The organism is Microbacterium binotii, assembly GCF_021398715.1.
GTDB lineage: Bacteria > Actinomycetota > Actinomycetes > Actinomycetales > Microbacteriaceae > Microbacterium > Microbacterium binotii_A.
Map to the genome: position 1 here is coordinate 269900 of NZ_CP090347.1, position 25568 is coordinate 295467.

At 69.1% G+C, this 25568-nt stretch carries 27 protein-coding genes and 3 tRNA genes; 24 read left to right on the forward strand and 6 right to left on the reverse strand.

Annotated features, from left to right (window positions below; genetic code table 11):
* The first annotated feature begins 2 nt into the window (after positions 1-2).
* Both LXM64_RS01340 and LXM64_RS01345 read left to right on the forward strand, forming a co-directional pair.
* Positions 3-620, forward strand: coding sequence for a hypothetical protein (locus LXM64_RS01340; protein WP_234074306.1), 618 nt, complete (start codon positions 3-5; stop codon positions 618-620).
* Between the two features lie 46 nt (positions 621-666).
* Positions 667-804 carry a hypothetical protein gene (locus tag LXM64_RS01345; RefSeq protein WP_192900640.1) on the forward strand — a complete coding sequence of 46 codons (138 nt, stop codon included), beginning with the start codon at positions 667-669 and terminating at the stop codon, positions 802-804.
* Between the two features lie 39 nt (positions 805-843).
* Here LXM64_RS01345 and LXM64_RS01350 read toward each other — a convergent pair whose 3' ends face one another.
* The gene (locus tag LXM64_RS01350) at positions 844-1866 is read right to left on the reverse strand and encodes an aldo/keto reductase (RefSeq protein WP_234074307.1); all 1023 of its coding nucleotides are present in this window, start codon (positions 1864-1866) and stop codon (positions 844-846) included.
* A 94-nt stretch (positions 1867-1960) separates the two neighbouring features.
* Here LXM64_RS01350 and LXM64_RS01355 point away from each other — a divergent pair, with 94 nt between their 5' ends.
* The 4 genes from LXM64_RS01355 to LXM64_RS01370 all read left to right on the forward strand — a co-directional run bounded on the left by LXM64_RS01355 (position 1961) and on the right by LXM64_RS01370 (position 5325).
* The gene (locus tag LXM64_RS01355) at positions 1961-2536 is read left to right on the forward strand and encodes a TetR/AcrR family transcriptional regulator (protein WP_234074308.1); all 576 of its coding nucleotides are present in this window, start codon (positions 1961-1963) and stop codon (positions 2534-2536) included.
* 545 nt (positions 2537-3081) lie between these two features.
* Positions 3082-3321: a hypothetical protein gene (locus tag LXM64_RS01360; RefSeq protein ID WP_234074309.1), complete on the forward strand. Its 240-nt coding sequence runs from the start codon at positions 3082-3084 to the stop codon at positions 3319-3321.
* Between the two features lie 263 nt (positions 3322-3584).
* On the forward strand, positions 3585-3902 hold the full coding sequence (locus LXM64_RS01365) for a hypothetical protein (RefSeq protein ID WP_234074310.1): 318 nt from the start codon (positions 3585-3587) through the stop codon (positions 3900-3902).
* A gap of 82 nt (positions 3903-3984) precedes the next feature.
* Entirely contained in the window at positions 3985-5325 is a 1341-nt protein-coding gene (locus LXM64_RS01370; protein ID WP_234074311.1) for a S1 family peptidase, read from the forward strand.
* Between the two features lie 689 nt (positions 5326-6014).
* On the opposite strand, the gene LXM64_RS01375 is transcribed toward LXM64_RS01370, so the two are convergent.
* From LXM64_RS01375 to LXM64_RS01385, 3 genes are all read right to left on the reverse strand, one after another.
* Positions 6015-6087 (reverse strand) — tRNA-Phe (locus tag LXM64_RS01375).
* A gap of 81 nt (positions 6088-6168) precedes the next feature.
* A tRNA-Asp gene (locus LXM64_RS01380) sits at positions 6169-6242 on the reverse strand.
* 27 nt (positions 6243-6269) lie between these two features.
* Positions 6270-6342 (reverse strand) — tRNA-Glu (locus LXM64_RS01385).
* Between the two features lie 224 nt (positions 6343-6566).
* Here LXM64_RS01385 and LXM64_RS01390 point away from each other — a divergent pair.
* Positions 6567-7946 carry a peptidoglycan DD-metalloendopeptidase family protein gene (locus tag LXM64_RS01390; RefSeq protein ID WP_234074312.1) on the forward strand — a complete coding sequence of 460 codons (1380 nt, stop codon included), beginning with the start codon at positions 6567-6569 and terminating at the stop codon, positions 7944-7946.
* A 67-nt stretch (positions 7947-8013) separates the two neighbouring features.
* Here the strand turns inward: LXM64_RS01390 and LXM64_RS01395 are convergent, their stop codons facing one another.
* Entirely contained in the window at positions 8014-8547 is a 534-nt protein-coding gene (locus LXM64_RS01395; protein ID WP_234074313.1) for an inorganic diphosphatase, read from the reverse strand.
* Positions 8548-8727: 180 nt separating this feature from the next.
* Here LXM64_RS01395 and tilS point away from each other — a divergent pair, with 180 nt between their 5' ends.
* The 13 genes from tilS (at position 8728) to lysS (ending at position 20541) form a co-directional block, all read left to right on the forward strand.
* Positions 8728-9720 (forward strand): tRNA lysidine(34) synthetase TilS, encoded by a 993-nt coding sequence (tilS, locus tag LXM64_RS01400; protein ID WP_234074314.1) that lies wholly within the window; start codon positions 8728-8730, stop codon positions 9718-9720.
* A gap of 49 nt (positions 9721-9769) precedes the next feature.
* Positions 9770-10321, forward strand: a complete 552-nt coding sequence (gene hpt, locus LXM64_RS01405) for a hypoxanthine phosphoribosyltransferase (RefSeq protein WP_137418252.1) — start codon at positions 9770-9772, stop codon at positions 10319-10321.
* A gap of 126 nt (positions 10322-10447) precedes the next feature.
* On the forward strand, positions 10448-12454 hold the full coding sequence (gene ftsH / locus LXM64_RS01410; protein ID WP_234074315.1) for an ATP-dependent zinc metalloprotease FtsH: 2007 nt from the start codon (positions 10448-10450) through the stop codon (positions 12452-12454).
* 7 nt (positions 12455-12461) lie between these two features.
* The gene (gene folE, locus LXM64_RS01415) at positions 12462-13052 is read left to right on the forward strand and encodes a GTP cyclohydrolase I (RefSeq protein WP_137418250.1); all 591 of its coding nucleotides are present in this window, start codon (positions 12462-12464) and stop codon (positions 13050-13052) included.
* An 11-nt stretch (positions 13053-13063) separates the two neighbouring features.
* Complete coding sequence (gene folP / locus LXM64_RS01420; RefSeq protein WP_234075510.1) at positions 13064-13852, forward strand: dihydropteroate synthase; 789 nt, start codon at positions 13064-13066, stop codon at positions 13850-13852.
* Entirely contained in the window at positions 13849-14220 is a 372-nt protein-coding gene (gene folB, locus LXM64_RS01425; protein ID WP_234074316.1) for a dihydroneopterin aldolase, read from the forward strand. Before folP ends, folB begins: the two co-directional genes overlap by 4 nt.
* Positions 14217-14741 (forward strand): 2-amino-4-hydroxy-6-hydroxymethyldihydropteridine diphosphokinase, encoded by a 525-nt coding sequence (gene folK, locus LXM64_RS01430; protein WP_234074317.1) that lies wholly within the window; start codon positions 14217-14219, stop codon positions 14739-14741. The genes folB and folK overlap by 4 nt, the downstream gene beginning before the upstream one ends.
* Positions 14738-15229 carry a DUF3180 domain-containing protein gene (locus LXM64_RS01435; protein WP_137418247.1) on the forward strand — a complete coding sequence of 164 codons (492 nt, stop codon included), beginning with the start codon at positions 14738-14740 and terminating at the stop codon, positions 15227-15229. Before folK ends, LXM64_RS01435 begins: the two co-directional genes overlap by 4 nt.
* Entirely contained in the window at positions 15177-15761 is a 585-nt protein-coding gene (locus tag LXM64_RS01440) for a PH domain-containing protein (RefSeq protein WP_234074318.1), read from the forward strand. The genes LXM64_RS01435 and LXM64_RS01440 overlap by 53 nt, the downstream gene beginning before the upstream one ends.
* A complete protein-coding gene (locus LXM64_RS01445) occupies positions 15758-17356 on the forward strand; it encodes a PH domain-containing protein (RefSeq protein ID WP_234074319.1) in 1599 nt (532 codons plus the stop codon). The genes LXM64_RS01440 and LXM64_RS01445 overlap by 4 nt, the downstream gene beginning before the upstream one ends.
* Entirely contained in the window at positions 17353-18060 is a 708-nt protein-coding gene (locus tag LXM64_RS01450) for a Rossmann-like and DUF2520 domain-containing protein (RefSeq protein ID WP_234074320.1), read from the forward strand. The genes LXM64_RS01445 and LXM64_RS01450 overlap by 4 nt, the downstream gene beginning before the upstream one ends.
* Entirely contained in the window at positions 18057-18905 is an 849-nt protein-coding gene (gene panC / locus LXM64_RS01455; RefSeq protein ID WP_234074321.1) for a pantoate--beta-alanine ligase, read from the forward strand. Before LXM64_RS01450 ends, panC begins: the two co-directional genes overlap by 4 nt.
* A gap of 73 nt (positions 18906-18978) precedes the next feature.
* The gene (lysS, locus tag LXM64_RS01460) at positions 18979-20541 is read left to right on the forward strand and encodes a lysine--tRNA ligase (protein ID WP_234074322.1); all 1563 of its coding nucleotides are present in this window, start codon (positions 18979-18981) and stop codon (positions 20539-20541) included.
* 1 nt (position 20542) lies between these two features.
* Here the strand turns inward: lysS and LXM64_RS01465 are convergent, their stop codons facing one another.
* Positions 20543-21655, reverse strand: a complete 1113-nt coding sequence (locus LXM64_RS01465) for a DUF4192 family protein (protein WP_234074323.1) — start codon at positions 21653-21655, stop codon at positions 20543-20545.
* A 98-nt stretch (positions 21656-21753) separates the two neighbouring features.
* Between LXM64_RS01465 and LXM64_RS01470 the strand changes: the two genes are divergently transcribed.
* The 4 genes from LXM64_RS01470 (at position 21754) to LXM64_RS01485 (ending at position 25486) form a co-directional block, all read left to right on the forward strand.
* Positions 21754-21936, forward strand: coding sequence for a hypothetical protein (locus LXM64_RS01470; RefSeq protein WP_137418240.1), 183 nt, complete (start codon positions 21754-21756; stop codon positions 21934-21936).
* Between the two features lie 67 nt (positions 21937-22003).
* A complete protein-coding gene (gene cls, locus LXM64_RS01475; protein ID WP_234074324.1) occupies positions 22004-23473 on the forward strand; it encodes a cardiolipin synthase in 1470 nt (489 codons plus the stop codon).
* Positions 23474-23589: 116 nt separating this feature from the next.
* Positions 23590-24288 (forward strand): hypothetical protein, encoded by a 699-nt coding sequence (locus LXM64_RS01480; protein WP_234074325.1) that lies wholly within the window; start codon positions 23590-23592, stop codon positions 24286-24288.
* A gap of 454 nt (positions 24289-24742) precedes the next feature.
* Positions 24743-25486, forward strand: a complete 744-nt coding sequence (locus LXM64_RS01485; protein WP_234074326.1) for a hypothetical protein — start codon at positions 24743-24745, stop codon at positions 25484-25486.
* Positions 25487-25568 lie beyond the last annotated feature (82 nt).

Genomic DNA, 25568 nt, shown 5'->3' on the forward strand with positions numbered 1-25568 from the left:
CCGTGCCGATCTCTCGCCCGCTCACCCGACTCTTCGCCGCCCTCGCACTCGGATGCGGCGCCGCGCTGCTCGCATCCTGCGCCGCCGCTGCTCCGGCCCCTGCCGAATCGGAGCCGGCCGCGGGCGATGGACAGCCGTCCGAGCCGGCTGCCGGAAGCTCGCAGGGCGGCGGCGAGTACACGGTGGCGGATGTCGTCGCACGCTATCCCTCGTGCGCCGCCATCGGCGCGCTCGTCTCCGCACAGATCGAGGGGATGGAGCTCGTGGACGATGCCGTCGACAGTGAGTCCGTGCGCTGCATGTGGAAGTCGCCCACCAACGCCGATGTCATCGCGTCCTTCGGCGCGACCGTCGACGCCAACATGGGCGCGGACGACGTTCCCACGAAGGACATCATCGAGCTGTCTGGACTCGAGTACGTGCCGGATGCGGGGCTCGAGGCCGCCGGCGGCATCGCGAACCTGGGCCGCGCGGTCGGAGACCTCCGGAGTCTGACGACGGTCACGAACGTGCCCGGGGTCTACGTGACGCTCACGCAGACGAAGCTCGGAGTCGATCCCGACTTCGGCGGCACCCCGGCCGTCGCGGTCGCGAAGCAGCTACTCGGCATCGACGGCTGACTCGCACGACGGCCCTCCCTGTCGGAAGCGGATCTACGCTCGAGGGGTGACCTCTCGACAGCCCCCGTGGGTATGTCCCACCTGCGGTGATGCGCTGCGGTTCGAGATCCTCGACGACGAGGCGTTCCTCGTCGCGTGGTCGTGCCTGAACTGCGGCCTCGTCCGGGTGACCGAACCCGCCTGAGTCGTTCTGCCGTGGTCGTTGAGCCGCCGATCCGTCGGCTCAACCCGCCATCCGCTCCGACACGGGCCTACGGCGCAGCACAGCGTCGCCCACCTCCGGTCCGCGGTAGACCATGTCCATCGCGCCGATGCTCTCCCCGGGGGCGACGATGGCGTCGATGCGGTCGAGCACCTCGTCCGACAGGGCGACCTCCGTGCCTGCGAGCGTGGATTCCAGCTGCTCCATCGTCCGCGGTCCGATGATCGCCGAGGTCACTCCCGGGTGGGCGAGAGTGAACGCCATCGCCAGGTGTGAGAGGGGGAGGCCGACCTCGTCCGCCAGGGCGACGAGCTGCTCGATCGTTGCCAGCCGGCGCTCGTCGCGGAAGTGCTGCATGCCGGTGCCGGCGCGGAAGTTGTCGTTGGCCTGGCCCGCCCGGTACTTGCCGGACAGCGCGCCACCGGCGAGGGGACTGTAGACGAGCGTGCCCATTCCGTACCGCTGCGCGACGGGAAGGATCTCGCGCTCGATCTCCCTGTCGAGGATCGAGTAGTTCGGCTGCTCCGTGCGCAAGCGCTCGAAGCCGCGCCGCTCGGAGACCCACTGCGCCTCGACGATCTCGGAGCCGCGCATCGACGAGGACCCGATGGCGCGCACCTTGCCCTGGCGCACCAGATCGGTCAGGGCGGAGAGGGTCTCCTCGATGTCCGTGTCGGGGTCGGGGCGGTGGAGCTGATAGAGGTCGATGTAGTCGGTGTCAAGGTTGCGGAGCGAGCGCTCGACCGCATCCATGATCCAGCGACGGGAGGCGCCCCGATGGTTGATGTCGTCATCGACGGGGCCGTAGAACTTTGTGGCGAGGATGACCTCGTCGCGGCGACCGCGGAGCGCTTCGCCGACCACCTCTTCGGAGTCGCCGTAGCGATCCGCCGTGTCCACGACGTTGATGCCGGCGTCGAGGGCGCGGTGGATGATCCGGATGCCCTCCTGCCGGTCCGGGTTGCCGTACGAGCCGAGCATCATGGCGCCGAGGGCGTAGGGGGTCACCTTGATGCCGGTGCGGCCGAGGGTGCGGTACTGCATGAGTTCCTCCGCTAGTCTGTGGAATGCGGAACATTGTTCCGCTCTCGCTCACAATACGGAACACTGTTCCGTTTGGCAAGGAGGTCTCGCCGACGTGTCCGTGGAACCGGCTGCCGCAGCGCCTCGTCGCCCCCGTGCGGATGCGGCCCACAACTCCGCCGCGCTCCTCGCTGCCGCGCGGGTCGTCTTCGCCCGCTCGGGCGTCGATGCTCCCGCGCGCGAGATCGCCGCGGAGGCCGGCGTCGGCGTCGGCACTCTCTACCGGCACTTCCCTCATCGCGCGGCACTCGTCGCCGCGGTGTTCACGACGGAGATCGACGCCACGGCCGCCGCTGCTGCAGAACTGCTCGACGAGCTCCCCCCGGGCGAGGCGCTCGATCAATGGGTCGAGCGATTCACTCGGTTCGTCGCCACGAAGCAGGGCCTCTCGGCGGCGCTGCAATCCGGAGATCCGGCGTTCGAGTCACTGCCGGCCCACTTCGTCGCGAAGCTGGGGCCGGCCATCCGCATGCTCCTGGATGCGGCAGCGGATGCGGGCGAGGTGCGGCCGGGCGTCGATCCGATCCAGCTGCTGCAGGCCATCGGCGACCTCAGCCACCGCGCGCCGTCGGCGGACGGTTCGCCGAATGCGATGGTCCGCCTCTTGCTGGACGGGTTGCGGCTGCGTTAGCGGTCAGGCCGCGTGTCTCGCTGCGCTCGCGGGGCGACCGGGGAACTGCGATGCGCCGACGGAACGTGCAAGGAAAAGCAAAACCCCCGCCATGTAGAAGCTAGGCGAGGGTTTCTGGGACCGTTGTAACGACGGTCCGTGTGGCTCCGACGGGCGTCGATCCCGTGACCTCACGATTAAGAGTTCAGCCCTATCAGGCGTTTTCGCGGGCAACTGAGAACTTCGCTTACCCCTGGTCGGAGCTGCTTTTCGTTGCTGTGTGCAACCCGCGGCTGTCTCCAAATTTGCGGGGTAGAAGCGGAATTTGGGTCCAGTCTCGCGTCATCCACCACCGTGTGCAGAAAACCGGCCCGGAGGTCCTCCCCCTACGCTGGCTGCGTCGTTGTCATGAGTTTCGCAATCGACCGAGTCAGGGGCTCACCGTTATCCACAGGTCGAGCCAACGCCGTCCGGCGGTCCCTCAGGCGCGACGGAGCCAATCTCGATCCTGACGTTCGCGCCCGCAGATCTACCTGCATACCGATGACAACCGGCATCATTGGCTCATGTCCAAAGTGCGCGCATCTGAGTACAGCAGCTTCGACGCGATTCCGATTGGCGCGAAGGTGCACTTGCGTTTAAAGGGCGACGACGAGACGGTTGAGCCGACCTTCCGGAATGCGGAAAAGGTCAGCGAGGCTGCGGGGCCTGAAGGTGAGAAGCACGCGGACTTCCGGCTGCCCGGCAACTCGTACGCTACGGAGATCAGCGAGAAGACTTACGTCGCCTGGACGCGCCACGAGTAGGACACGCATACGCAAGATTCTCGCAGCCAGCAGGGGACGATGGGGTTGGCGGACTAGGCGATCGTGACAGAGAATATTCGGCTCTTCGAAGCCGTGCTGTTGCACTGCGGGAGGGCGCGAAAGAAGCTTTGCCCAGGGGCCCGATAAACTTATCAAGCGCCCAATGCGCCGATAAATTTATCAGCGTGCGTGGATTGATCGCCCCGAACGAGATGCAGCGACGATTGGGCAACTGCGGGCTTGGCCATCAGTAGGGTCGTGCCATGAACTCTCGTCGATGGTCCGTCTGGGTCCTCGAGCTGGTTGCTACCGCGCTCGTCATCTCGGGGCTGATCTACGTCGCAGGCTTTCGCTACGCGAGGCCACTCGTTGATCCCGCTCCGCTGCCCCCAAACTATGGAATGCAAGCGGCCATCGCGTACGGCGGCGCAGGTGTCGTTCTGATCCTTGCGGTAGTCCTGACGCTGTTCATCACCCGTCGGCCGCAGCCGAGATTCTCCGTCGCGGTGGGCGTTGCGGCAATCGTTGCGGCGAGCGGGATTCTTGTCGCCGTCGTCGCGTTCTTGGTCTCGGCCGCATAACGATTCATGCGACTGCATCTAGTGGGTTGCTAGCTTCTCGGGAAACCTCCGCGCTCGCGGAGGCATCTTGAGGGGGGAACTCATGAAACGACGAATACTCGCAGGAGCTTGCAGCATCGTGCTGACCAGTGCAGCTCTGGTCGCTGCATCTCCCGCGATAGCCGAGTCCACAACGCCGTCGAATGACACGGCACCAGGGCTACCGACGGTTGGAATTTCCCAGCCTGTGCCCGAGGGATTCGCCATCGCTACGGACCTGCCGGAGATGAAGGCTCTCGACATCGACTCCAGTCTCGCCATCAGCGAGATCGTTATGGGCGACGTCGATCGTTCGATCAACACCGTGACCTGGGACAGCGACAGAGACGTCGTGCAGTTCTACGTCTACGGAGATTCCGCTGAGCTGGGCCGCATCATCGCAGCCGAGCTGCCTAGCGAACAGTCGTGGGAGATCGTCCCGTCGGTGCGGCCTATCGATGAACTCGAAGCGACGATCGAACGACTGGCTTCATCGCCAGAATCACTTCCCGCGGGACTCGTGTTCGTCTCCGGAACTCCGGCCGCTGACGGGACATCGATCACGGTTGGTGTCGAGGAGTCGCCTACCGCGCGTCTGCGCAGCCTGGCTGCTCCGGACACCTTGTTCGGCGTGCCTGTCGAATTCAAGGCAGAGGAGCGCGCGCAGACAACGACCCGCGTTCAAACGCTTGCCCCGGTCGCCGCGGGCGGGTACATGTCGGGGCCAACATCTGGTGAGGTCAGGTCGTGCACGACTGGCTATCCCGTTATGCGGTACCAGGACGGCCAATACAACATGATCACCGCGGACCATTGCACTGATATTCAAGGTGCAGAGTGGAAGTGGGGCGGTGGATCGCACTCCGTCGGAAGCTCCACATTCCAAGCGCCTGGCGGCACCGACCTCGAACTGTTCATCGAACCCGCATCGCTGTCGACCTGGCTCTTCTACGGAAGCTATACCAACGCGGTCTCCGTGCTGCCCATCCGTGGGTATGTGTCACCTGTCGGAGGAAACAGTGTCTGCTACAGCGGATCGCGGTCTGGTCTGGTGTGTGCGAACACCCTCGAGAACTCCGACACGTACAACTGCATCTCCTTCTTGCAGTGCTATTGGACACGATGGACCACACAGGTTGATGGAACGCCGGCTGCAGGCAACGGTGATAGTGGCGGGCCGGTCTTCGTGCCGCTGATTCGCCCCGATGACAACACCATCGGCGCGTACGGCATCGGCATCATCTCCATGATTCCGTACCCCAGCCCGGCGGTCTGCACAGGAGACCCCGGTACGGGCACGTCGCCCGATGAGGGCCGGAAGTGCTCTGCCAACGTCGGATTCGCGCCGCTGAGTCGTTGGGCGGGTTCACAGTCGACCCACCGGCTCGTTATCACGACGCAGTAGTCGAGGGGCGTGGTGAGTAGGGATCACCCTGCTCGCCACGCCCGTTCCTATGCTCCTCGCGAGGCAACTCGCTCGCTGGGGGGGCGACGATCGCCTCACGAGCCGGATGCACGAGCGTCTATCGATCGCCGGGGCCGGCGAAAGCGATTATTGGTGCGCACCAATCCCCGAAGCCGCAGTTCTGCCAGGATGCCGGCGTAGCGCTGGAGTAACTGACCGACCGATACGGCAGCGAGATCATCGCCCCCCCGCTGACGCGGCTGGACGGATGGAGGTTAGCTGGTCGCCACCGCTGAAGTGTTGGCGCACGAGATCAGCTTGCTCAGCGCTGAGAACCCAAGCGCTCCCAGCTTCGACGGGGTGTCGCCAGTTCTGGCGTCGCATCCATGCCCGGATCGTCTTCGGATCGACCTTCAGCTCGTCAGCGAGCTCTCGGACCGAGAGAGTTTGCGCGAGCACATTCGAACCGTATCGGAGCCATCGCCGGCCCCTGACCGGCCCAAGCTGCCCGCGCGGCTGGCGAATCAGCATCTTCCCCGGGTGTTACGACTCGCTTCGTCCGCTCAAGGACCGGGGAATCGGACTCTCACGCGGGACCAGAAAACCGCCCTTCCCCAGGGAAAAAGCAAAACCCCCGCCATGTAGAAGCTAGGCGAGGGTTTCTGGGACCGTTGTAACGACGGTCCGTGTGGCTCCGACGGGCGTCGATCCCGTGACCTCACGATTTTCAGTCGTGCGCTCTACCAACTGAGCTACAGAGCCCCGCGGCATCCGTATCGCGCGAGGCGACGCGATGCCGCGTCCTAAACGAAAGGCCCTTCGAGAAGGGCCCGTCGCTCAGAGCGACCCTGACGGGACTTGAACCCGCGACCTCCGCCGTGACAGGGCGGCACGCTAACCAACTGCGCTACAGGGCCATGCTTGTTTAATTGTATTCGGTTGTGTGACCCCAACGGGATTCGAACCCGTGCTACCGCCGTGAAAGGGCGGCGTCCTAGGCCGCTAAACGATGGGGCCGGATGAACCCTTCGGGCTCACGCTTACCGAAGAGCAAGCATAGGCGAGGTTCCAGCAAATGCGAAATCGAGTCCGAACGCCCGCGCGCGTCGCTGCCCGGCCGGCCGACGATGAGGGGAGAGGATGGCGCGGGACCGCCCGCATCCTGCGCTCGAAGAACCCGTTGCGGATGTGACTGATGTTGTTAGTGTTGTCGGTGTTGCGCCGGTGAATGAGGGGCTGTTGTGTCTGCCGAAGATCTGTCCGGAGCGGAAGAGGACTGCGGTTGCGGCCCCACCGCCCAAGAGAAGCGCGCCCTCTGGCCCACAGTGACCCGCCGTGTGGCCCTGGGCGCCGGCGCACTCGGAGTCGTCGGACTCGCTGCGCTGGCCGGCCCTCTCCAGCCTCGTGCGTTCGCGATCGAGGGCTATCCCTCGTGGGATGACGTTCAGAACGCGAAGAACAACGAAGCGGCGAAGAACGCCGAGATCCAGCGCATCGAGACGCTCATCGCGCAGCTGCAGGCCGACGTCGCCGCCAAGCAGGCGATCGCCGATCAGAAGTCGCAGGAGTACTTCACCGCGCAGCAGGCCTACTTCGATGCGGCCGCCCGCGCCGACAGTCTGCAGTCGCAGGCCGACACCCAGGCCGCCGCGGCGACGGAGGCGGCGAACAAGGCGGGACGCGTCGCCAGCCAGCTCTACAAGGCCGGCGGCGACGACACGTCGCTCCAGCTGTTCTTCGCGGGCTCCGCGGCCGGTGCCGACGACCTGCTCGCCCGCCTCGGCACGATGGACAAGCTCCTCGAGCGCAACCAGGACGTGTACGCGGCCGCCGTCTCGGCCAGAAACGCCGCTCAGTCGCTCACCGCGCAGGCCACCTCCGCTCGCGACGAGCGCGACAAGCTCCAGAAGGCCGCTGAGCAGGCCATGCAGGAGGCGCAGGCCGCAGCGGATGCCGCCCAGGCCGCCCTCGACGCGCAGAACCAGAACCTCGGCACGCTGCAGGCGCAGCTGGCCGCGCTCAAGGACACGACCGCGAAGACCGTCGCCGACTACCAGGCCGGTGTCGTCGAGCAGCAGCGCCGCGATGCCGAGCGTGCATGGATCCTCGCCGAGCAGCGTCGCATCGCTGCCGAAGAGGCGGCGAAGAACAACCCGGCGCCCAGCACGGGTGGCGGCGGAGGCGGCGGTGGTGGCGGCGGCGGTTCAGGCTGGGTGCGGCCCGCCGGCGGCAGCATCACGTCGGAGTACGGCCAGCGCTACGCCCAGTGCGGTCCGAGCTACTGCGCGAGCAGCTTCCACTACGGCACCGACTTCGGCGCCGGATGCTGGGGCAACATCTACGCGGCGTCCTCCGGGACGGTGACCTTCGCCGGCGGCAACGGCGGCTACGGAAACTACATCCGCATCGACCACGGCGGCGGCTACGGCACCGGCTACGCCCACATCTCTAACGGCGGCATCTACGTGTCGCGCGGCCAGTGGGTCAACGCCGGCGACGTCATCGCCGGCGTCGGCAACACCGGCAACTCCTTCGGCTGCCACCTGCACTTCGAGGTCTACACCCCGAGCGGAACCGTCAACCCCCGGCCGTTCATGGCGGCGCGCGGCGTCGGCTTCTGAGCCGGAGACCCAGACAGAAAGAGCGGATGCGGCCGGTGCCGCATCCGCTCTCTTCGTCTGAGAGATCTCAGAGGGAGTTCGGGGCCTGGCCCTCACCCTGCGTCTTGGTCTGACCCTCGTGCTCCTCGAAGCGCGCGAAGGCCTCCGACACGAGGCGCTCGGCCTCGGCCGCGTTCGCCCACTCGTCGACCTTGACCCACTTGTTGGGCTCGAGGTCCTTATAGTGCTCGAAGAAGTGGCCGATCTCGCTCTTGGTCCACTCGTCGATGTCGTCGACGTCCTGGATGTGGGCCCAGCGCGGGTCCTTCGCCAGCACGGCGACGACCTTGTCATCACCGCCGGCCTCGTCGCTCATCTTCAGCACGGCGACGGGGCGCACCTTCGCGAGCACGCCGGGGTAGATGTCGCGGTCGAGCAGCACGAGCACGTCGAGCGGGTCGCCGTCCTCGCCGAGGGTGTTCTCGAAGAAGCCGTAGTTGCTGGGGTAGCCCATGGGCGTGAACAGAACGCGGTCCAGGAAGACCCGGCCCGTGCCGTGGTCGACCTCGTACTTCACGCGGCTGCCGCGCGGGATCTCGATGACGGCGTCGTATGCGCCCATTCCTGTGCTCCTTCGGAAGTTCAGCGGATTCGCCACACAGCCTAGTCGGCCCGCTTCGGCGGTTCCGCGGGCAGGACTCAGCCAGAACCCGGGGAAGGAGGCGCGGAACGGATCCGGAAGCGCGCTCTGGCTGAGCCGTGCCGGCCGAGCGCTCGCCGCCGGCGCCAGTAGCGTGGTGACATGCGACCCGGACTCGACCCCGCCACCGCCGAGGTGCGCCGCGCCGTCCGCGCCGTGCTCGAACCCCGGCGCGGACAGGCCGTCGTCGTCGGGCTCTCGGGCGGGGCCGACTCCCTCGCCCTCACGACGGCCGTCGCCTTCGAAGCAGTCGCCCTCGACGTGCGCGCGATCGCAGTGACGGTCGATCACGGACTCCAGGACGGATCGGATGCGGTCGCCGCCCGCGCCGCAGACCTCGCCCGCGGGCTCGGGCTCGCCGCCGAGGTCGTGCGGGTCGACGTGTCAGCCGCGGGGGAGGGGCCGGAGGCCGCCGCTCGCACCGCCCGTCGCACCGCGCTCGCGGAGGCCGCGTCGCGACTCGACGCGTCCGCCGTCCTGCTGGCCCACACCCTCGACGACCAGGCCGAGACCGTACTGCTCGGGCTCGCCCGCGGCTCGGGGGCGACGAGCCTCGGCGGGATGGCGCCGGAGCGCCGGGACGACGCCGGTCTCACCTGGCTCCGTCCGTTGCTGGGCGTCTCGCGCGCCACGACCCTCGCCGCCTGCGGCGCCGCCGGGCTCGAACCGTGGCACGATCCGCACAACGAGGACCCCGCCTTCACCCGGGTACGGGTGCGTCAGCGGGTGCTGCCGGTGCTCGAGCGCGAGCTGGGGCCCGGCATCGCCGACGCCCTCGCGCGCACCGCCGAGCAGCTGAGAGAGGATGCGGCGGCCTTCGCCGAGATGATCGACGAGACCATCGAGGACATCGTCGAGCCCGCCGAGGCCGGGATCGCCGTCTCGGTCGCAGCCCTCGCCGCCAACCCGTCGGCGCTGCGCACCCGCATCCTGCGCCACGTCGTGGCGAGCGAGTTCCACGTCTCGCTCACGCACCGCCAGACCCAGGAGGTCGAGCGGCTGGTCACCGACTGGCACGGCCAGGGGCCCATCGACCTCCCCGCCTGCCGCGCCGCCCGCGTCGGCGGACGGATCGTGTTCAGCGCCTCGACCTGACCCGGCCGACGCACAGGGCGCCGCCGGAGCCGGCACCTAGAATCGATCCATGCGCGCAGCGGACATCGCAGACGACCTCACGACCGTTCTCGCCACCGAGGAGCAGATCCTCGCCAAGCTCGAGGAGATCGCGGCCCAGGTGGCCACCGACTACGAGGGCAAGGACCTCGTGCTCGTGGGCGTCCTCAAGGGCGCGATCATGGTCATGGCCGACTTCTCTCGCGCCCTGCCGACCCTCGTGCCGATGGACTGGATGGCCGTCTCCTCCTACGGCACCGGCACCCGCTCGAGCGGTGTCGTGCAGATCCGCAAGGACCTCGACACCGACATCCACGACAAGCACGTGCTCATCGTCGAGGACATCATCGACTCGGGCCTCACGCTCAGCTGGCTGCTGGAGAACTTCGCGGCCCGCGGCGCCGCATCCGTCGAGGTCTTCGCGCTGTTCCGCAAGCCCGAGGCCGCCAAGGTGCAGGTCGACTGCCGCTACGTCGGTTTCGAGATCCCCAACGAGTTCGTCGTCGGCTACGGCCTCGACTACGCCGAGCGCTATCGCAACCTGCGCGACGTCGCCGTGCTCGCGCCGCACGTCTACAGCTGATCGCAGGGGGCGCGCGCACTGTACGCCGTGGGCGAATGCACAGACCCGACATAGAGAGCCCGCGCTACCCTGAAACGACCGTCGGGAGGCGGTACGTCGACGAAAGGGCCGGGGTCTCCCCGCGAAATGGACTTCAAGAAGATCACGCGCAACCCGCTCCTGTATGTCCTGGTGATCGGGCTGTTCCTCATCGTTGGTTTCTCGCTCATCTCGAGCCTGGGTGCGGCGAAGCAGATCACGACCCAGCAGGGCCTCGAACTGCTCAGCGGCTCCACGGTCACCGAGGTGACCAACACCGACGGTGACCAGCGCGTCGACCTGAAGCTGTCCCAGCCCTACGAGGGCGCGAACGACGTGCAGTTCTACTACGTCGGTGCCCGAGCCGACGAGGTGGTCAAGGCCATCGACGCCGCCAAGCCGTCCGACGGGTACAACGACGTCGTCCCCCGCGCCACCTGGTTCGACGGGCTCATCTCGCTCCTGCTGCCGATCCTGCTGCTCGGCATCATCTTCTGGTTCCTCATCTCCTCCGCTCAGGGCGGCGGCAGCAAGGTCATGCAGTTCGGCAAGTCCCGCGCGAAGCTCGTGACCAAGGAGTCCCCGACCGTCACGTTCCAGGATGTGGCCGGCTCCGACGAGGCCATCGAAGAGATGCAGGAGATCAAGGACTTCCTGAAGGACCCCACCAAGTTCCAGGCGCTGGGTGCCCGCATCCCCAAGGGCGTGCTGCTGTACGGCCCTCCCGGAACCGGTAAGACCCTGCTCGCGCGCGCCGTCGCCGGCGAGGCGGGGGTGCCCTTCTACTCGATCTCCGGCTCCGACTTCGTCGAGATGTTCGTCGGTGTCGGCGCCAGCCGCGTGCGCGACCTGTTCAACCAGGCCAAGGAGAGCGCCCCGGCCATCATCTTCATCGATGAGATCGACGCCGTCGGTCGTCACCGTGGTGCCGGTCTCGGCGGCGGTCACGACGAGCGCGAGCAGACGCTGAACCAGATGCTCGTCGAGATGGACGGCTTCGACCCGAAGGCGAACGTCATCGTCATCGCCGCGACGAACCGTCCCGACATTCTCGACCCCGCGCTGCTGCGCCCGGGCCGCTTCGACCGTCAGATCGGCGTCGACGCCCCCGACCTCAAGGGCCGCAAGCAGATCCTCGAGGTGCACGGCCGCGGCAAGCCGCTGGCGGACTCGGTCGACCTCGAGGTCGTCGCCCGCAAGACCCCCGGCTTCACCGGTGCCGACCTCGCCAACGTGCTCAACGAGGCCGCCCTGCTCACGGCGCGCTCCGACGCCCAACTCATCGACAACCGCGCCCTCGACGAGGCGATCGACCGCGTGATCGCGGGCCCGCAGCGTCGCACGCGTGTGATGAAGGACAAGGAGAAGCTCATCACGGCGTACCACGAGGGCGGTCACGCGCTCGCTGCGGCGGCGATGAACCACACCGACCCGGTCACGAAGGTCACCATCCTGCCCCGTGGCAAGGCGCTCGGCTACACGATGGTGCTGCCCGTCGACGACAAGTACTCCGTCACCCGCAACGAGCTGCAGGATCAGCTGACCTACGCGATGGGCGGTCGCGTCGCCGAGGAGATCGTCTTCCACGACCCGACCACCGGCGCCTCGAACGACATCGAGAAGGCCACCAACATCGCCCGCAAGATGGTCACCGAGTACGGCATGACCACGGATGTGGGTCCGGTCAAGCTCGGCGGGTCCTCCGGCGAGGTCTTCATGGGTCGCGACATGGGCCACGGCCGCGACTTCAGCGAGCGTGTGGCCGAGCGCGTCGATGTGCAGGTTCGGGCTCTCATCGAGCAGGCCCACAACGAGGCGTACCAGGTCATCAACGACAACCGCGACATCCTCGACAAGCTCGCCCTCGCGCTCCTCGAGAAGGAGACGTTGGATCACATCGAGCTCGCCGAGATCTTCTCGGACGTGAAGCGCCTGCCCCCGCGCCCGCAGTGGCTGTCCAGCTCCGAGCGCCCGGTCTCGCCGCTGCCGCCCGTCGACGTGCCGGCGCGTGCGCCGCAGGTCGGTGTGGCCGCAGCGCGGGAGGCGGATGCGGCGGCCGCCCCCGCGACGCCGCGTCAGCGTCCGTCGGGTCAGGCTCGTCCCGCGACCGCGTAAGGCCGTCGTGGCCGTCGACCGTCCTCGCGTCGCGGACCTCGTCCGCCAGCTGCTCGAGGCGATCGGGGAGGATCCCGATCGCCCCGGGTTGAAGCAGACCCCCCATCGGGTCTCGGAGCTGTACGCCGACTTCTTCGCCGGCGTCGGCGAGGACGCGTCCGAACCGCTCGCCCACACCATCTCGGTTGCGCAGGGGCCGGCGCCGGACACCCTCCCGTCGGGACCCGTCGTGCTGCGCGATGTGCGCTTCCGCTCGGTGTGCGAGCATCACCTCCTGCCGTTCGCTGGCAAGGCGCACCTCGCCTACCTGCCCGCCGAGCGTGTGGTCGGACTCGGGGCGCTGCCGCGCGTGGTCGACATCCTCGCCTCCCGCCCGCAGGTGCAGGAACGTCTCGGCGAGCAGATCGCGGACGCGATCGCCCAGGGCGTGGCTGCACGCGGGGTGCTGGTCGTGCTCGACGCGTCGCACGAGTGCGTCACGATGCGCGGCGGACGCCAGGTCGATGCGACCACGGTGACCATCGCGGCCCGCGGCGAGCTCGCCGAGCCCGCGGCGCGCGCCGAACTCATCGCCCTGATCGCAGGAGGAGCCTCGTGAGCTGTCTGATCATGGGCATCGTCAACGTCACGCCGGACTCCTTCAGCGACGGCGGCCGTTTCCTCGCCCACGAGGAGGCGGTGCGCCACGCGCTGCGGCTGGTGGGTGAGGGCGCCCAGATCATCGACGTGGGCGGCGAGTCCACCAGACCCGGCGCGGAGCGCGTGGGCGTCGAGGTGGAGCAGGAGCGCATCCTGCCGGTCGTGCACGCGCTCACCGAGTCCGGGGTGACCGTGAGCGTCGACACGATGAACGCGGCGACCGCCGCCGCCGCCGTGGCCGCGGGTGCGCGGATCATCAACGACGTCTCCGGCGGACTGTCGGACCCCTCGATCCTGGATGTGGCCGCCGACGCGCACGTGGACATCGTTCTCGGGCACTGGCGCGGCCACTCCGACGACATGTACGCCCCGGCGCAGTACCGCGATCTGGCCCGCGAGGTGACGGGAGAGCTCATCGCACGGATGGAGGCCGCCGCGTCCGCCGGCATCCCGCCGTCTCGCCTGGTGCTCGACCCCGGCGTCGGCTTCGCCAAACGCGGCGCGCAGAACTGGGAGATGCTGCGGGCTCTGCCGCAGGTGGTCGGGATCGGTCCGCGCGTGCTCGTGGGCACGAGCCGCAAGCGGTTCCTCGGCGAGACGCTCGGCACCGACGATCTCGCCCGTCGCGACCGGGCCACCGCCGTCACCAGCGCTCTGGCCGCCCACGCCGGCGCCTGGGGTGTGCGCGTCCACGATGTGCAGGCCACCGCCGACGCCCTCGCGATCGCGGAGGCGTGGCGCTCGGGAGGAGCAGGATGAGCCGCGACACGATCACCCTCACCGGCCTGCGCGGCCTCGGCTTCCACGGCGTCTACGCCGATGAGAAGCGTGACGGACAGGAGTTCGTGGTCGACGTCATGATGCGCCTCGACCTCGCCCCGGCAGCCGTGAGCGACGACGTCGCCGACACGGTGCACTACGGCGAGATCGCCGAAGAGGTCGTGGCCGTCGTCACGGGCGAGCCGGTCGATCTCATCGAGACGCTCGCCGCCCGCATCGCCGCCGTCGTGCTGGCGCGCCCGCTCGTCGACGAGGTCACGGTCACGGTGCACAAGCCGCAGGCGCCCATCACGGTGCCGTTCGCCGACGCGGCCGTGACGATCGTGCGCGCCCGAGGCGAGCGATGAACCGCCGGCTCGCCCAGGGCTTCGACGGCTCGTCCGCGCCGGCGGGGGCCGCATCCGTCACGGCGGTGATCGCGCTGGGCTCCAACCTGGGCGATCGCGGCGCGCTGCTGGACGAGGCGGCGGCCGACCTCTCGCGGCTCCCGTTGACGACGAACGTGCGCGTCGCTCCCGTCATGGAGACCGTGGCGGTGCGTCCCGACGGACCCGACCCCGACGCGCCCCGCTACCTGAACACCGTCGCGCTGGTGGACACCCGCCTCGCGCCCTCCGTGCTGCTGGAGTTCCTGCACCGCATCGAGGCCGACCACGGCAGGCGCCGGCGTGAGCGGTGGGGCGACCGCACGCTCGATCTCGACCTCATCGCCCACGGCGATGTGCGCTCGGACACGGCGACGCTGACGCTGCCGCATCCGCGCGCCGCCGAGCGCGACTTCGTCCTGCGGCCCTGGCTCGCCCTCGACGCCGATGCGGTGCTGCCCGGTGTCGGCCGTGTCTCCGACCTCGTCGAGGCGCTGTCATGAAGCGCACCTCGCCCGCATCCCTCGCGATCGCCGTCGTCCTCGGCGCGGGCGTCGGCTTCCTCATCGACCAGGTGCTGACGGCGTCCGGTCAGGCGACGTTCACCCCCGTTCTGACGCTGCCGATCCTGTTGGCGCTGCTCGGCGCGCTCGTGCTGGTGCTCGGCATCGGGGTGCGGCGCGCGACGCGCGGACGCTCGGCCGTCCCGATCGATCCGTTCCGAGCCGTGCGCATCGCGATGCTCGCCAAGGCCGCGAGCATCGTCGGTGCGGCGATGGGCGGCGTCGCGATCGGGCTCTCGGTGTTCCTGCTGACGCGGCCCGTGATCCCCTCGGTAGGCTCGTTCAGCACCCTGATCGCGACGATCGTGGCCTGCGTCTTCCTCGTCGCGGCCGCCTTGGTGGCCGAGAGTCTGTGCACGATCCGGAAGGACGACGATGACGAACCCGACGCCGGGAGCCCCGGAGGCGACACCCTCTCCCACCTCTGACGAGGCGGTGCTGGATGCGGGCACCTTCGACGAACTGCTCGAGTCCCGTCGGGAGGGACTCTTCGTGCGCGACGGGTCGTGGCACCAGCTCGCCCGCGCCTACCGGACCGTGCAGCTGATCTCGCTCACGGCAGCGCTCGTGCTCGTGGCGGTCGCGGCACCGGTCATCGCGGCGGTCACCGGCACCGGTTGGGTGTGGATCCCCGCGGGCGTGCTGTTGGTCGTGCTGGCCATCACGCTCATCCTGACCCCGCGCCAGATCCGCTCCTTCGGCTACCGGCTGCGCGAGAACGATCTCGTGCTGCGCCGCGGCATCCTCTTCCAGCGCGTCGTCGCCGTTCCCTACGGACGCATGCAGCTCGTCGACATCACCCACGGTCCGCTCGATCGTGCCTTCGGCATCGCGCAGCTCAAGCTCGTGACCGCGGCCGCCGCATCCGCCGTCGTGATCCCGGGGCTCACGCAGGATGCGGCCGAGAAGCTGCGCGACGTGCTGATCGCGGTCGCGGAATCCCGGCGGACGGGACTGTGACCGAATCGGATGCGGGCCGCTCGGCGCTGAGCGACGGCGAGTGGCATCGGCTGCACCCGCTGACGCCGCTGCTTCGCGGCGGACTGTTCCTGGTCGTCGTCCTCGGCTTCATCGTCGCCAATCTGCGCGACCGGCTGATCGAGATCTTCGCGCCCTGGCTGGCGCCCGGGTTCGCGGGTCCGGTTCCGGGCGATCCGGTGGACTACGTGCTCGGCCACGACCTGGTGCTGCTCGCGCTGGCCGTCGTGCTGCTGGTGGTCGTGGCCCTCATCCTCGTGTTCTGGATGTCGTGGCGGTTCCACACCTTCCGCATCACGGGCGACGATGTCGAGGTGCGCTCCGGGGTCGTCTTCCGCACCAACCGGCGGGCGCCGCTCGACCGCGTGCAGGGCGTGAACCTCACGCGGCCTCTCGTGGCGCGGCTGCTCGGTCTCGCCAAGCTCGAGGTGGTCGGTGCCGGCCTCGACGCCAACGTGCGCCTCGAGTACCTCTCGACCTCCAACGCGGAACAGGTGCGCGCCGACATCCTGCGCCTCGCTTCCGGCCGCGCGCTCGGTGAGAGCCGACCGAGCGGTGCCGGCCCCACGGGGTCGTGGCGCTCGGCGGCCGTGCAGACCGCCTCGCAGGCGATGGACTCGCTCGTGGCGGGAACCGACGAGCCCGAGGTGGAGCCCGCATCCGTCGTCCGCATCCCGCCCGGCCGGGTCATCGGCTCCATGCTCCTGCGCGACTCGACCGTGGTGGTGTTGGCGATCATGATCGCGCTCGCCGTCTGGGCGGCGACCGGCCCGGGCTGGCTCGTGTTCGCGATCCTTCCCACCATGATCGGATTCGCGACTTACGTGGGCCGGGGGACGGTGCGTGCCCTGCGCTACGCGATCGCGCCGACCGACCACGGCGTGCGCATCGTGTTCGGCATCCTCACGACCGTCACCGAGATCCTTCCGCCGGGTCGGGTGCATGCGGTGCGTGTGCACCAGCCGATCCTCTGGCGCCCCGCGGGATGGTGGACGATCACCGTCAACAGGTTGTCCGGCTCGCGGGCGGGCCAGGAGGCGGCGGAGGCGTTCACCCGCGTGCTGCCGGTCGGCACGCGCGAAGACGCCGAGCGGGTGGTCGCGCTGCTGCTGCCCTGGCTCGACGACGCCGAACGCGCGCTCCTGTTCGAGCGCGGTCTGCTCGGCGCCGCCGCCGACCCCGCCTTCACGACGACGCCGCGCCGCGCCCGCATCCTGCGTCCGGTGTCGTGGCGGCGCAACGGCTTCGCCGTGACGGATGCGGCGCTGTTCCTGCGCCGCGGGAGATTCTGGCGTTCGCTCGTCGTCGTGCCGCTCGCCCGGCTGCAGTCCATCGCGCTGCAGCAGGGGCCCATCGACCGCGCGCTGCGCGTGGCCTCGGCCCGCGCGCACACCGTCGCCGGAGCGGTCGACACGAGCCTCGGCGCGATCGACGTCGAGGCGGCGCGGGGGATGTTCGAGGATGTGGCGCGTCGCGCGGTGACGGCGGCGCAGAGTGACAGGTCGCACCGGTGGTTCGTCGAGGATGCGGCGACCGTCCGACCGGGCGACCGACGGGATGAGGAGGAGAACGGATGAGGCGTGACGGCCGTCTGGGCGTCGGAGTGATCGGTGCGGGCCGGGTGGGACCCATCATGGCGGCCGCTCTCGGCGGCGCGGGACACGCGCTCACCGGCATCACCGCCGGCAGCGACCAGGACCGCGTCGAGGCGATCCTGCCCGGAGTGCCGGTGCTGGATGCGGCGGAGGTGCTCCGGCGCAGCGAGCTCGTCGTGCTCGCCGTTCCGCACGAGGAGCTCCCCTCGCTCGTGGCGGGCCTGGCCGAGCTCGGCGCCTGGCAGCCCGGCCAGCTCGTGCTGCACACCGACCCCGGCTACGGCACCGAGGTGCTCGCCCCCGCGCAGCGGCTCGGCGCGATCGGACTCGCCGTGCATCCCGCCATCACCTTCACGGGGACCACGATCGATCTCCGCCAGCTCGCCGCCTCCTACGCGGCCGTCACGGCGCCCGCCGCCGTCCTGCCGATCGCTCAGGCGCTCGCGGTGGAGATCGGCTGCGAGCCGGTCGTGATCGCCGAGGCCGACCGGCCCGCGTACGCGGAGGCGATCGCGACCGCGACCGAGTTCTCCCGCGTGATCGTGCAGCAGGCGACGGGGCTGCTCGCGGGCATCGGCGTCGAGAACCCTGGCGGGTACCTGTCGGCGCTCGTGCGTTCGACGGTCGACGACGCCCTGACACGCGCGGATCCGCGCGGACCCGTGGGCGATACGATCGACGGATGATCCGCACCATCGCGGAGCTGCGCACCCGACTGGCAGACGCCAGAGCCGCGGCTCCCCAGGGCACGCGTGTCGCACTCGTCTCGACGATCGGTGCGCTGCACGACGGCCACACAGACCTCATCCGCACCGCGCGCGAGAACGCCGGGATCGTGGTGGTCTCCTCCTTCGTGAACCCGCTGCGCTTCGCCACGCACGCCGAGTACGAGGCCTATCCGCGCACGCCCGACGCGGATGCCGCGCTGCTCGAGCGGCTCGGCGTGGACCTCGTGTTCGCTCCGGATGCGGCCGAGCTGCTGCCCGCGGGGAAGGCCACGACGAAGGTGAGCGCGGGAGATCTCGGCCTGCGCTACGAGGGACGGGTGCGTCCCTTCTACTTCGACGGACTGCTGACCGTCGAGGCGCAGCTGCTGAACCTGGTGCGCCCCGACGTCGCCGTCTACGGCGAACGCGACCGCCAGCGCGTGTTCCTCGTGCGCCGGATGGTGCGCGAGCTCTTCTTCGACGTCGAGATCGTCGAGGTCGAGACGGTGCGAAGCGCAGACGGCGTGCCGATCTCCACACGGCTGGACACGCTCGACGCGGCCGATCGCGCCGCCGCCGCGCTCCTGCCGCGCGCGCTCGAGGCCGCCGCATCCAACGCCGACCGTGACGTCGACGCGTGCATCGCGGCGGCGCAGAGCGCGCTCATGGGCGAGTCCCGCATCCGGCTCGAGTATCTGAACGTCGTCGACCCGGCGACGTTCCTGCCCGTCGACGAGGGTCACCAAGGTCCCGCGCTCGCCCTGATCGCCGCCTCCGTCGGCGGCCACCGTTTCGTCGACAACGCCGAGATCTTCGTGCGCTGAGCCCCGCCGGCGGCAACCGGGCACCGCAGGCGCCCCGGATAGACTTGACGGCGACTTCCGAGGAGCCCCCACGATGACCTCTCAGCCCGAGAACACCGCGCCCGCCGAGACCCCCGAAGAGGACGTCTTCGAGCAGAAGGCGGTGCGACTGGCCAAGCGCGAGCGACTCATCGCGGAGCGGACGGATGCGGCGGGCGGGGCCTATCCCGTCTCGGTCGCCGTGACCGACACGATCCCCGCGCTGCGGGAGCGTTTCGCGAGCCTGGAGGCGGGCGAGGAGACCGGCGTCATCGCCGGCGTCGCCGGCCGCGTCGTCTTCAGCCGCAACACCGGCAAGCTCTGCTTCGCGTCGCTGCAGTCGGGCGACGGCAGCCGCATCCAGGCCATGGTGTCGCTCGCCGCCGTCGGCGAGGAGTCCCTGCAGCGCTGGAAGGAGCTCGTCGACCTCGGCGACCACGTGTTCGTGCGCGGCCAGGTCATCTCCAGCCGCCGCGGTGAGCTCTCGATCATGGTCGAGGACTGGCAGATCGCGTCGAAGGCGCTGCTGCCGCTGCCGAACCTGCACTCCGAGCTGAACGAGGAGACGCGCGTGCGCTCGCGCTTCCTCGATCTCATCGTGCGCGACCAGGCGCGGGCGACCGTGCGCACCCGCGCCGCGGTCAACGCGAGCCTGCGCGAGACCTTCGCGGGGCACGAGTTCATCGAGGTCGAGACGCCGATGCTGCAGGTGCAGCACGGTGGCGCATCGGCGCGTCCGTTCGTGACGCACTCCAACGCCTTCGACACGGAGCTCTATCTGCGCATCGCCCCGGAGCTGTTCCTCAAGCGCGCCGTCGTCGGCGGACTCGACCGGGTGTTCGAGATCAACCGCAACTTCCGCAACGAGGGCGCGGACTCGACCCACAGCCCCGAGTTCGCGATGCTCGAGGCCTACGAGTCGTACAGCGACTACAACGGCATCGCCGATCTCACGCAGGAGCTCATCCAGAACGCGGCCGCGGCCACGAACCGCCTCGCCGGACGTCCGGAGGCCGGCCACGTCGTGACCTGGGCCGACGGGACGGAGTATGACCTCGGCGGCGACTGGGACCGCATCTCGATGTACGACTCGCTCAACGAGGCGCTCGCCGTATCCGAGATCGATGCCGATCCCATCACCCCGCAGACGCCCGTCGCCGAGCTCGCCCGCATCGCCGAGGCCGCCGGTGTCGACGAGCCGCCGCACGCGACCCACGGCAAGTACGTGGAAGAGCTGTGGGAGCACTTCGTCAAGACGCACCTGGTGCGCCCGACCTTCGTCATGGACTTCCCGCTCGACACCAGCCCGCTCGTGCGCGAGCACCGCTCGATCCCGGGCGTCGTGGAGAAATGGGACCTCTACGTGCGCGGTTTCGAGCTCGCCACCGGGTACTCCGAGCTCATCGACCCGGTCATCCAGCGCGAACGCTTCGTCGAGCAGGCGAAGCTGGCCGCGCGCGGCGACGACGAGGCCATGCGCATCGACGAGGAGTTCCTGCGGGCGATGGAGCACGGCATGCCTCCCATGGGCGGCATGGGGATGGGCATCGACCGACTGCTGATGGCCGTGACCGGCCTCGGCATCCGCGAGACCATCCTCTTCCCGCTCGTCAAGTGAGTCAGCCGGGCTGAGCCCGGAACGCCCAGTCGGGCAGATGGCCGGCGTCGACCATCGACAGCACGATGAGAGACAGGCCGTGCTCCGCGTCGATCGCGAGCGCCTGCTCGCAGTAGCGCGCGGCGTGGGTGGAGCGCCCGAGCGCCCACGAGAGCCAAGCGCCCGCCGCGAGTGCGCCGGGTCGATACGCGGCGGGAGCGGATGAGGCCGCGAGTCGGCATACCTCCAACGCACCGGTCAGTCGATCGACGTCGGGGCGCGCTCCCTCGCCCATCATCCAGGCGCCCAGCTCGTCCGGGTACGCGACACCGGCCTCCCACTCCTGCTGCGCGATGAGCGCCGCATCGCCGCCGTCGACGCCGCGCACCCACGTGGCCAGTGCGATGTCGCGGAGGGCCGGGCGCGCCAGGCACCAGATCAGCAGCGCGAGATCCTGCACGTCGGCGCGCTCCGCGCCGGCCGCGTCGCCCGGCGGCACCGCACCTCGGAGCGTGAGCCACGTCTCGAAGAACGCGGGCAGATCCTCCAGGGCGAGGGACGCGACGAGGGCGTCGGGATGGATGCGGGCGTCCGCCGGGCGCGACCCGTTCAGCACCCACTCCAGTGCACGGGCGCACTCGGTCAACGCCCGGCCGACCCGCTCGCTCCGCGCGAGGTCGACGTGCGGCAGGGAGGCCCCTGCCCCCTGGTCGCCGGCGGGGTGGTGCGCGCCCGCATCCGGGTCGGCCGCGATCTCTCCGCCGAGGGCCGGATCGAGATAGGAGCGCCACCGTCCGGAGGAGATGTGGAGCGCATCGATGCGGCGGAGACCGCACGCCTGCGCCCTGACCTCCAACGCCGCCACGAGCTCCGCATGCGTCGGGGTGTCGGCGTCGTCGTACACGAGCAGGGCGTAGGCGTCGGTGTGCTCGACGCGGCAGGCGAACCCGATGAGGGTCGAGGCCACCGCATCCGTGTCGGCCGCCGCGGGCGGCAGGTCGACGCGAAGGCCGCCGTCGGTGCGGCCAGCGCTGAAGGGGATCAGCACGACGCTGTGTCGCGGCTCGTAGCCGAGCAGCCGCGGAACCAGAGAGAGGAAGTCGGCCGCATCCCGGGCCTTGATGATCGTGGTCATGCATCGAGGCTGCGCGGTCGCGGCCGCCAGGATCCGATCGCACAGGCCGCCGCGCCGGGCCCGGTCGGTGTGGAGGAGCCGTCGCGTACCATGGAGGAGTGGAGAACATCTGGGTCGCGGCGCTGTGGTCGATTCTGCCGACCATCGTCGTGACGGCGACGTTCTTCTTCATCGTGCGTTCGATCCTGCGTATGGACCGCACCGAGCGCCGCGTCTACTCGGAGATCGAGGCCGAAGAACGCGCCAAGCGCGGCCTGCCTCCGATCGCCTCCGACCACTGAGCGCCCACCACGCGGGTCTGGTGCGCCCGGCCGCTACGCTGAGCAGGATGCGGGCGGGGGAGACGACATGATCAACATCGACATCGATCTCGGATCGTGGTGGCTGGTCGCCGTCTTCGTCTTCGATGTCGTGATCCGCATCGCGGCGATCATCATCGTCCCCCGCAACCGGCGCCCCACGGCGGCCATGGCGTGGCTGCTCGCGATCTACTTCATCCCCGTGATCGGTGTCGTGCTCTTCCTGGTGATCGGCACACCGCGCCTGCCGCGCAAGCGCCGGCGCAAGCAGCGCGCGATCAACGAGTACATCCAGCAGGCCACGGCGGGGCTCGATCACGGCACGCTGCGTCCCGGTGCGCCGGGCTGGTTCACCTCGCTCGTGCGGCTGAACACCAACCTCGGGGCCATGCCGCTCTCCGGTGACAACGAGGCTCACCTCATCGCCGACTACCAGGAGAGCCTGGATGCGATGGCCGACGCCATCCGCGGCGCCCGGCGCTATGTCCACGTCGAGTTCTACATCCTGCAGACCGACGCGTCGACCGACAACTTCTTCCGCGCGCTCGAAGAGGTCAGCGAGCGTGGCGTCACCGTGCGGGTGCTGCTGGATCACTGGGCCAACAGGGGCAAGCCCTTCTACCGGCGCACGCTGAAGCGCCTCGACGCCATGGGGGCGCAGTGGCACCTGATGCTCCCCGTGCAGCCGCTGCGCGGCAAGTACCAGCGTCCCGACCTGCGCAACCACCGCAAGCTCCTCGTCGTCGACGGGGACATCGCCTTCATGGGCTCGCAGAACGTCACCGATTCGACGTACAACCTGCGCAAGAACATCCGCCGAGGCCTGCACTGGGTCGATCTCATGGTGCGCCTCGAGGGGCCGGTCGTCGGCAGCGTCAACGCCGTCTTCCTCTCGGACTGGTACAGCGAGACCGACGAGCTGCTGACCGAGGAGGTCGACGAGTTCGACCTGCGTCGCGCCACCGGTGATCTCGACTGCCAGATCGTGCCGAGCGGTCCGGGGTTCGAGTTCGAGAACAACCTGCGTCTGTTCCTCGGGCTCATGTACGCCGCGAAGGAGCGGATCATCCTCGTCAGCCCGTACTTCGTGCCGGACGAGTCGATCCTCAACGCCATCACGACCGCCTGCCATCGCGGAGTCGAGGTCGAGCTGTTCGTCTCCGAAGAGGGCGACCAGGCGATGGTCTACCACGCTCAGCGCAGCTACTACGAGGTGCTGCTGCGCGCGGGCGTGCGCATCTGGATGTACCGCAAGCCCTACATCCTGCACACCAAGGCCATGACGATCGACGACGAGGTCGCGGTCATCGGATCGAGCAACATGGACATGCGCTCGTTCGGTCTGAACATGGAGATCTCGATGCTCGTGCGCGGCGAGGAGTTCGTCGAGGAGATGCGGCAGGTCGAAGACCACTACCGCAATCTCAGCACCGAGCTCACCCTCGAGGAGTGGCTGCGTCAGCCCCTGCGCTCCACGGTGCTCGACAACCTCGCCCGGTTGACGTCCGCTCTGCAGTAGCGGTGATCGTGACCCGGCCGTTACCGGGCTTTCCGGTGATGCGCAGGCCGCTGCGACAAGATGAGAGACCGGCGGTCGCGTCGCGGCCGCATCCGTAGATCTCTGAGGGAGCCGTCATGCGCCGCACCACGACCCTGCTCACCATCACCGGCTCGTTGCTCGTCGCCGCCGGCATGCTCACCGGATGCGCGGGCGACGCCGCACCCGGCGAGTCCGCCGTCGCCGACCTGCAGCTGGATGCGGGCTGGGTCGACAGCGGCCGGATGATCGCCGTGGTGACCGAGGGCAGCTCCACCTGTGTGCCTGTCGCGGAGACGCCCACCTTTGCAGACGGAGTGATCACGGTGAGCCTCGACGACGCAGCCGGCGACGCCGGCCGAGCCTGCACGAAGGACCTCGTGCCGCGCGTCACGCTCGTCGGTGTACCGGAGGGCGTCGATCCCGCACAGGCGACCCGTGTGGACGTGAGCTACGGCAACGCATCCGGCAGCGTCGGGCTGCCAGGGGTCGAGGGCCTCGCCGGCCCCGGCACGCAGACGGATTTCCTGCCGAGCGCCGGCTGGCTCACCTCGGGCGGATTCGCGCTCGTGACGTGGGGTTCCTCCTCCTGCGCGCCCGTCGTGGACACGATCGAGAAGACGGCTGACGCCGAGATCACGCTCACCTTCCAGACCCCGGCCGCGGACCGCGCCTGCACGATGGATATGGCCCCGCGTGCGCTCATCGGCTCCGCCGAGGGGGTGGCCGAGGGGACCGGCGTCGAGCTCGTGCTCGTCGGCGACACGTTCGACAACACCCGCGTCCCCGTTCTCTGACGCCCTGCCGCTCCGGGGCTCCGATAGCTTCGCCTGTCACAGATCGACGAAATCGGCTCGATTCGTGACAGGCGAGCGGCTGGTCTGGATGCTCCCCTGTCACAGACCGATCGCTTCGGTTCGATCTGTGACAGGGGAGCCCTGGGGGATCGCCTGATGTGCGGCGCGGGTGCGCTCCTCCACACGTGCTCGCTGCGGCGTGTCCAGGTGGGGATGATCCGCCGTCGGTGCGGCGTGCATCCAGAGTGGAGCCGTGTCAGGAGGCCTCCCCCAGGATCTCGGCCCCGCGTTTCGAGTGGGTGCCGCACGGAAGCTCGGTGTTTCCGAGGCGACGCTACGTGCGCCCGATCTGCTGCGACCGTTCCACGGTGTTCGCGCGAAGGAGCGTGAGCTCCCTGTGCAGTGGCGCGGTGGCCTTCTCGGCGTCCATGAGGCTCGCCACATCGGACGGGCCATGGATTTCGCGACTCAGATGGGCGCACACGAGTTCTTCACCCACGCGACGGCGGCGGTTCTCCTTGGGCTGCCGTTGCCGCCTCGCCTGGCTCGCGACGAGGCGGTGCATGTGGGGGTGTTGGCTCCGCGGCGTCCTCCGCGGGGACGTGGTGTGGCCGGTCACCAGGCGGTCCCTGACCTCACCTCGGTAGTCCAGCATCGCGAGACCGGTCTGCATCTCACCTCGCCGGCGACGACCTGGGCGATGCTGGCCGCATCCCTCCGCCATCCCTACGACGTGGTGGCCATCGGTGATGCCGTCTTGCGCGACTGGCGGCTCGAACCCCTGGCGTCGATGGCCGAGATGAGCCGAGCAGTGGATGCGGGACGGAGGGTCGGGGTGGCTCGTCTCCGGGAGGCGCTCCCACGTCTGCGTGCCAGATCGGGCTCGCGACCGGAGACGTGGCTCCGGCTCACGATCGTCGATGCAGGATTGCCCGAACCGGATCTGAACGTCGATGTGTTCGTGGCAGGCGAGTACGTCGCGTGCGTCGACCTCGCGTATCCGGAGCGTCGCATCGCGTTCGAGTACGAGGGTGAGCACCACCTGCGTGACCCGCGTCAGTGGGCGTTGGACATCGAGCGTTATGAGCGTCTCGCCGCGGCCGGGTGGCTCGTCATCCGGGCAACGAAGCAGGACGTCTTCGAGCAGTCCGGTCGCTTCATCGCGCGCGCCCGTCGTGCGCTCGCGTCCCGATGGTGATGCCACGCCGCGTAAGTCGTGCTCACCTGTCACAGATCGACGCCGAATGCGCGATCTGTGACAGGTGAGCGGGACAAACCCT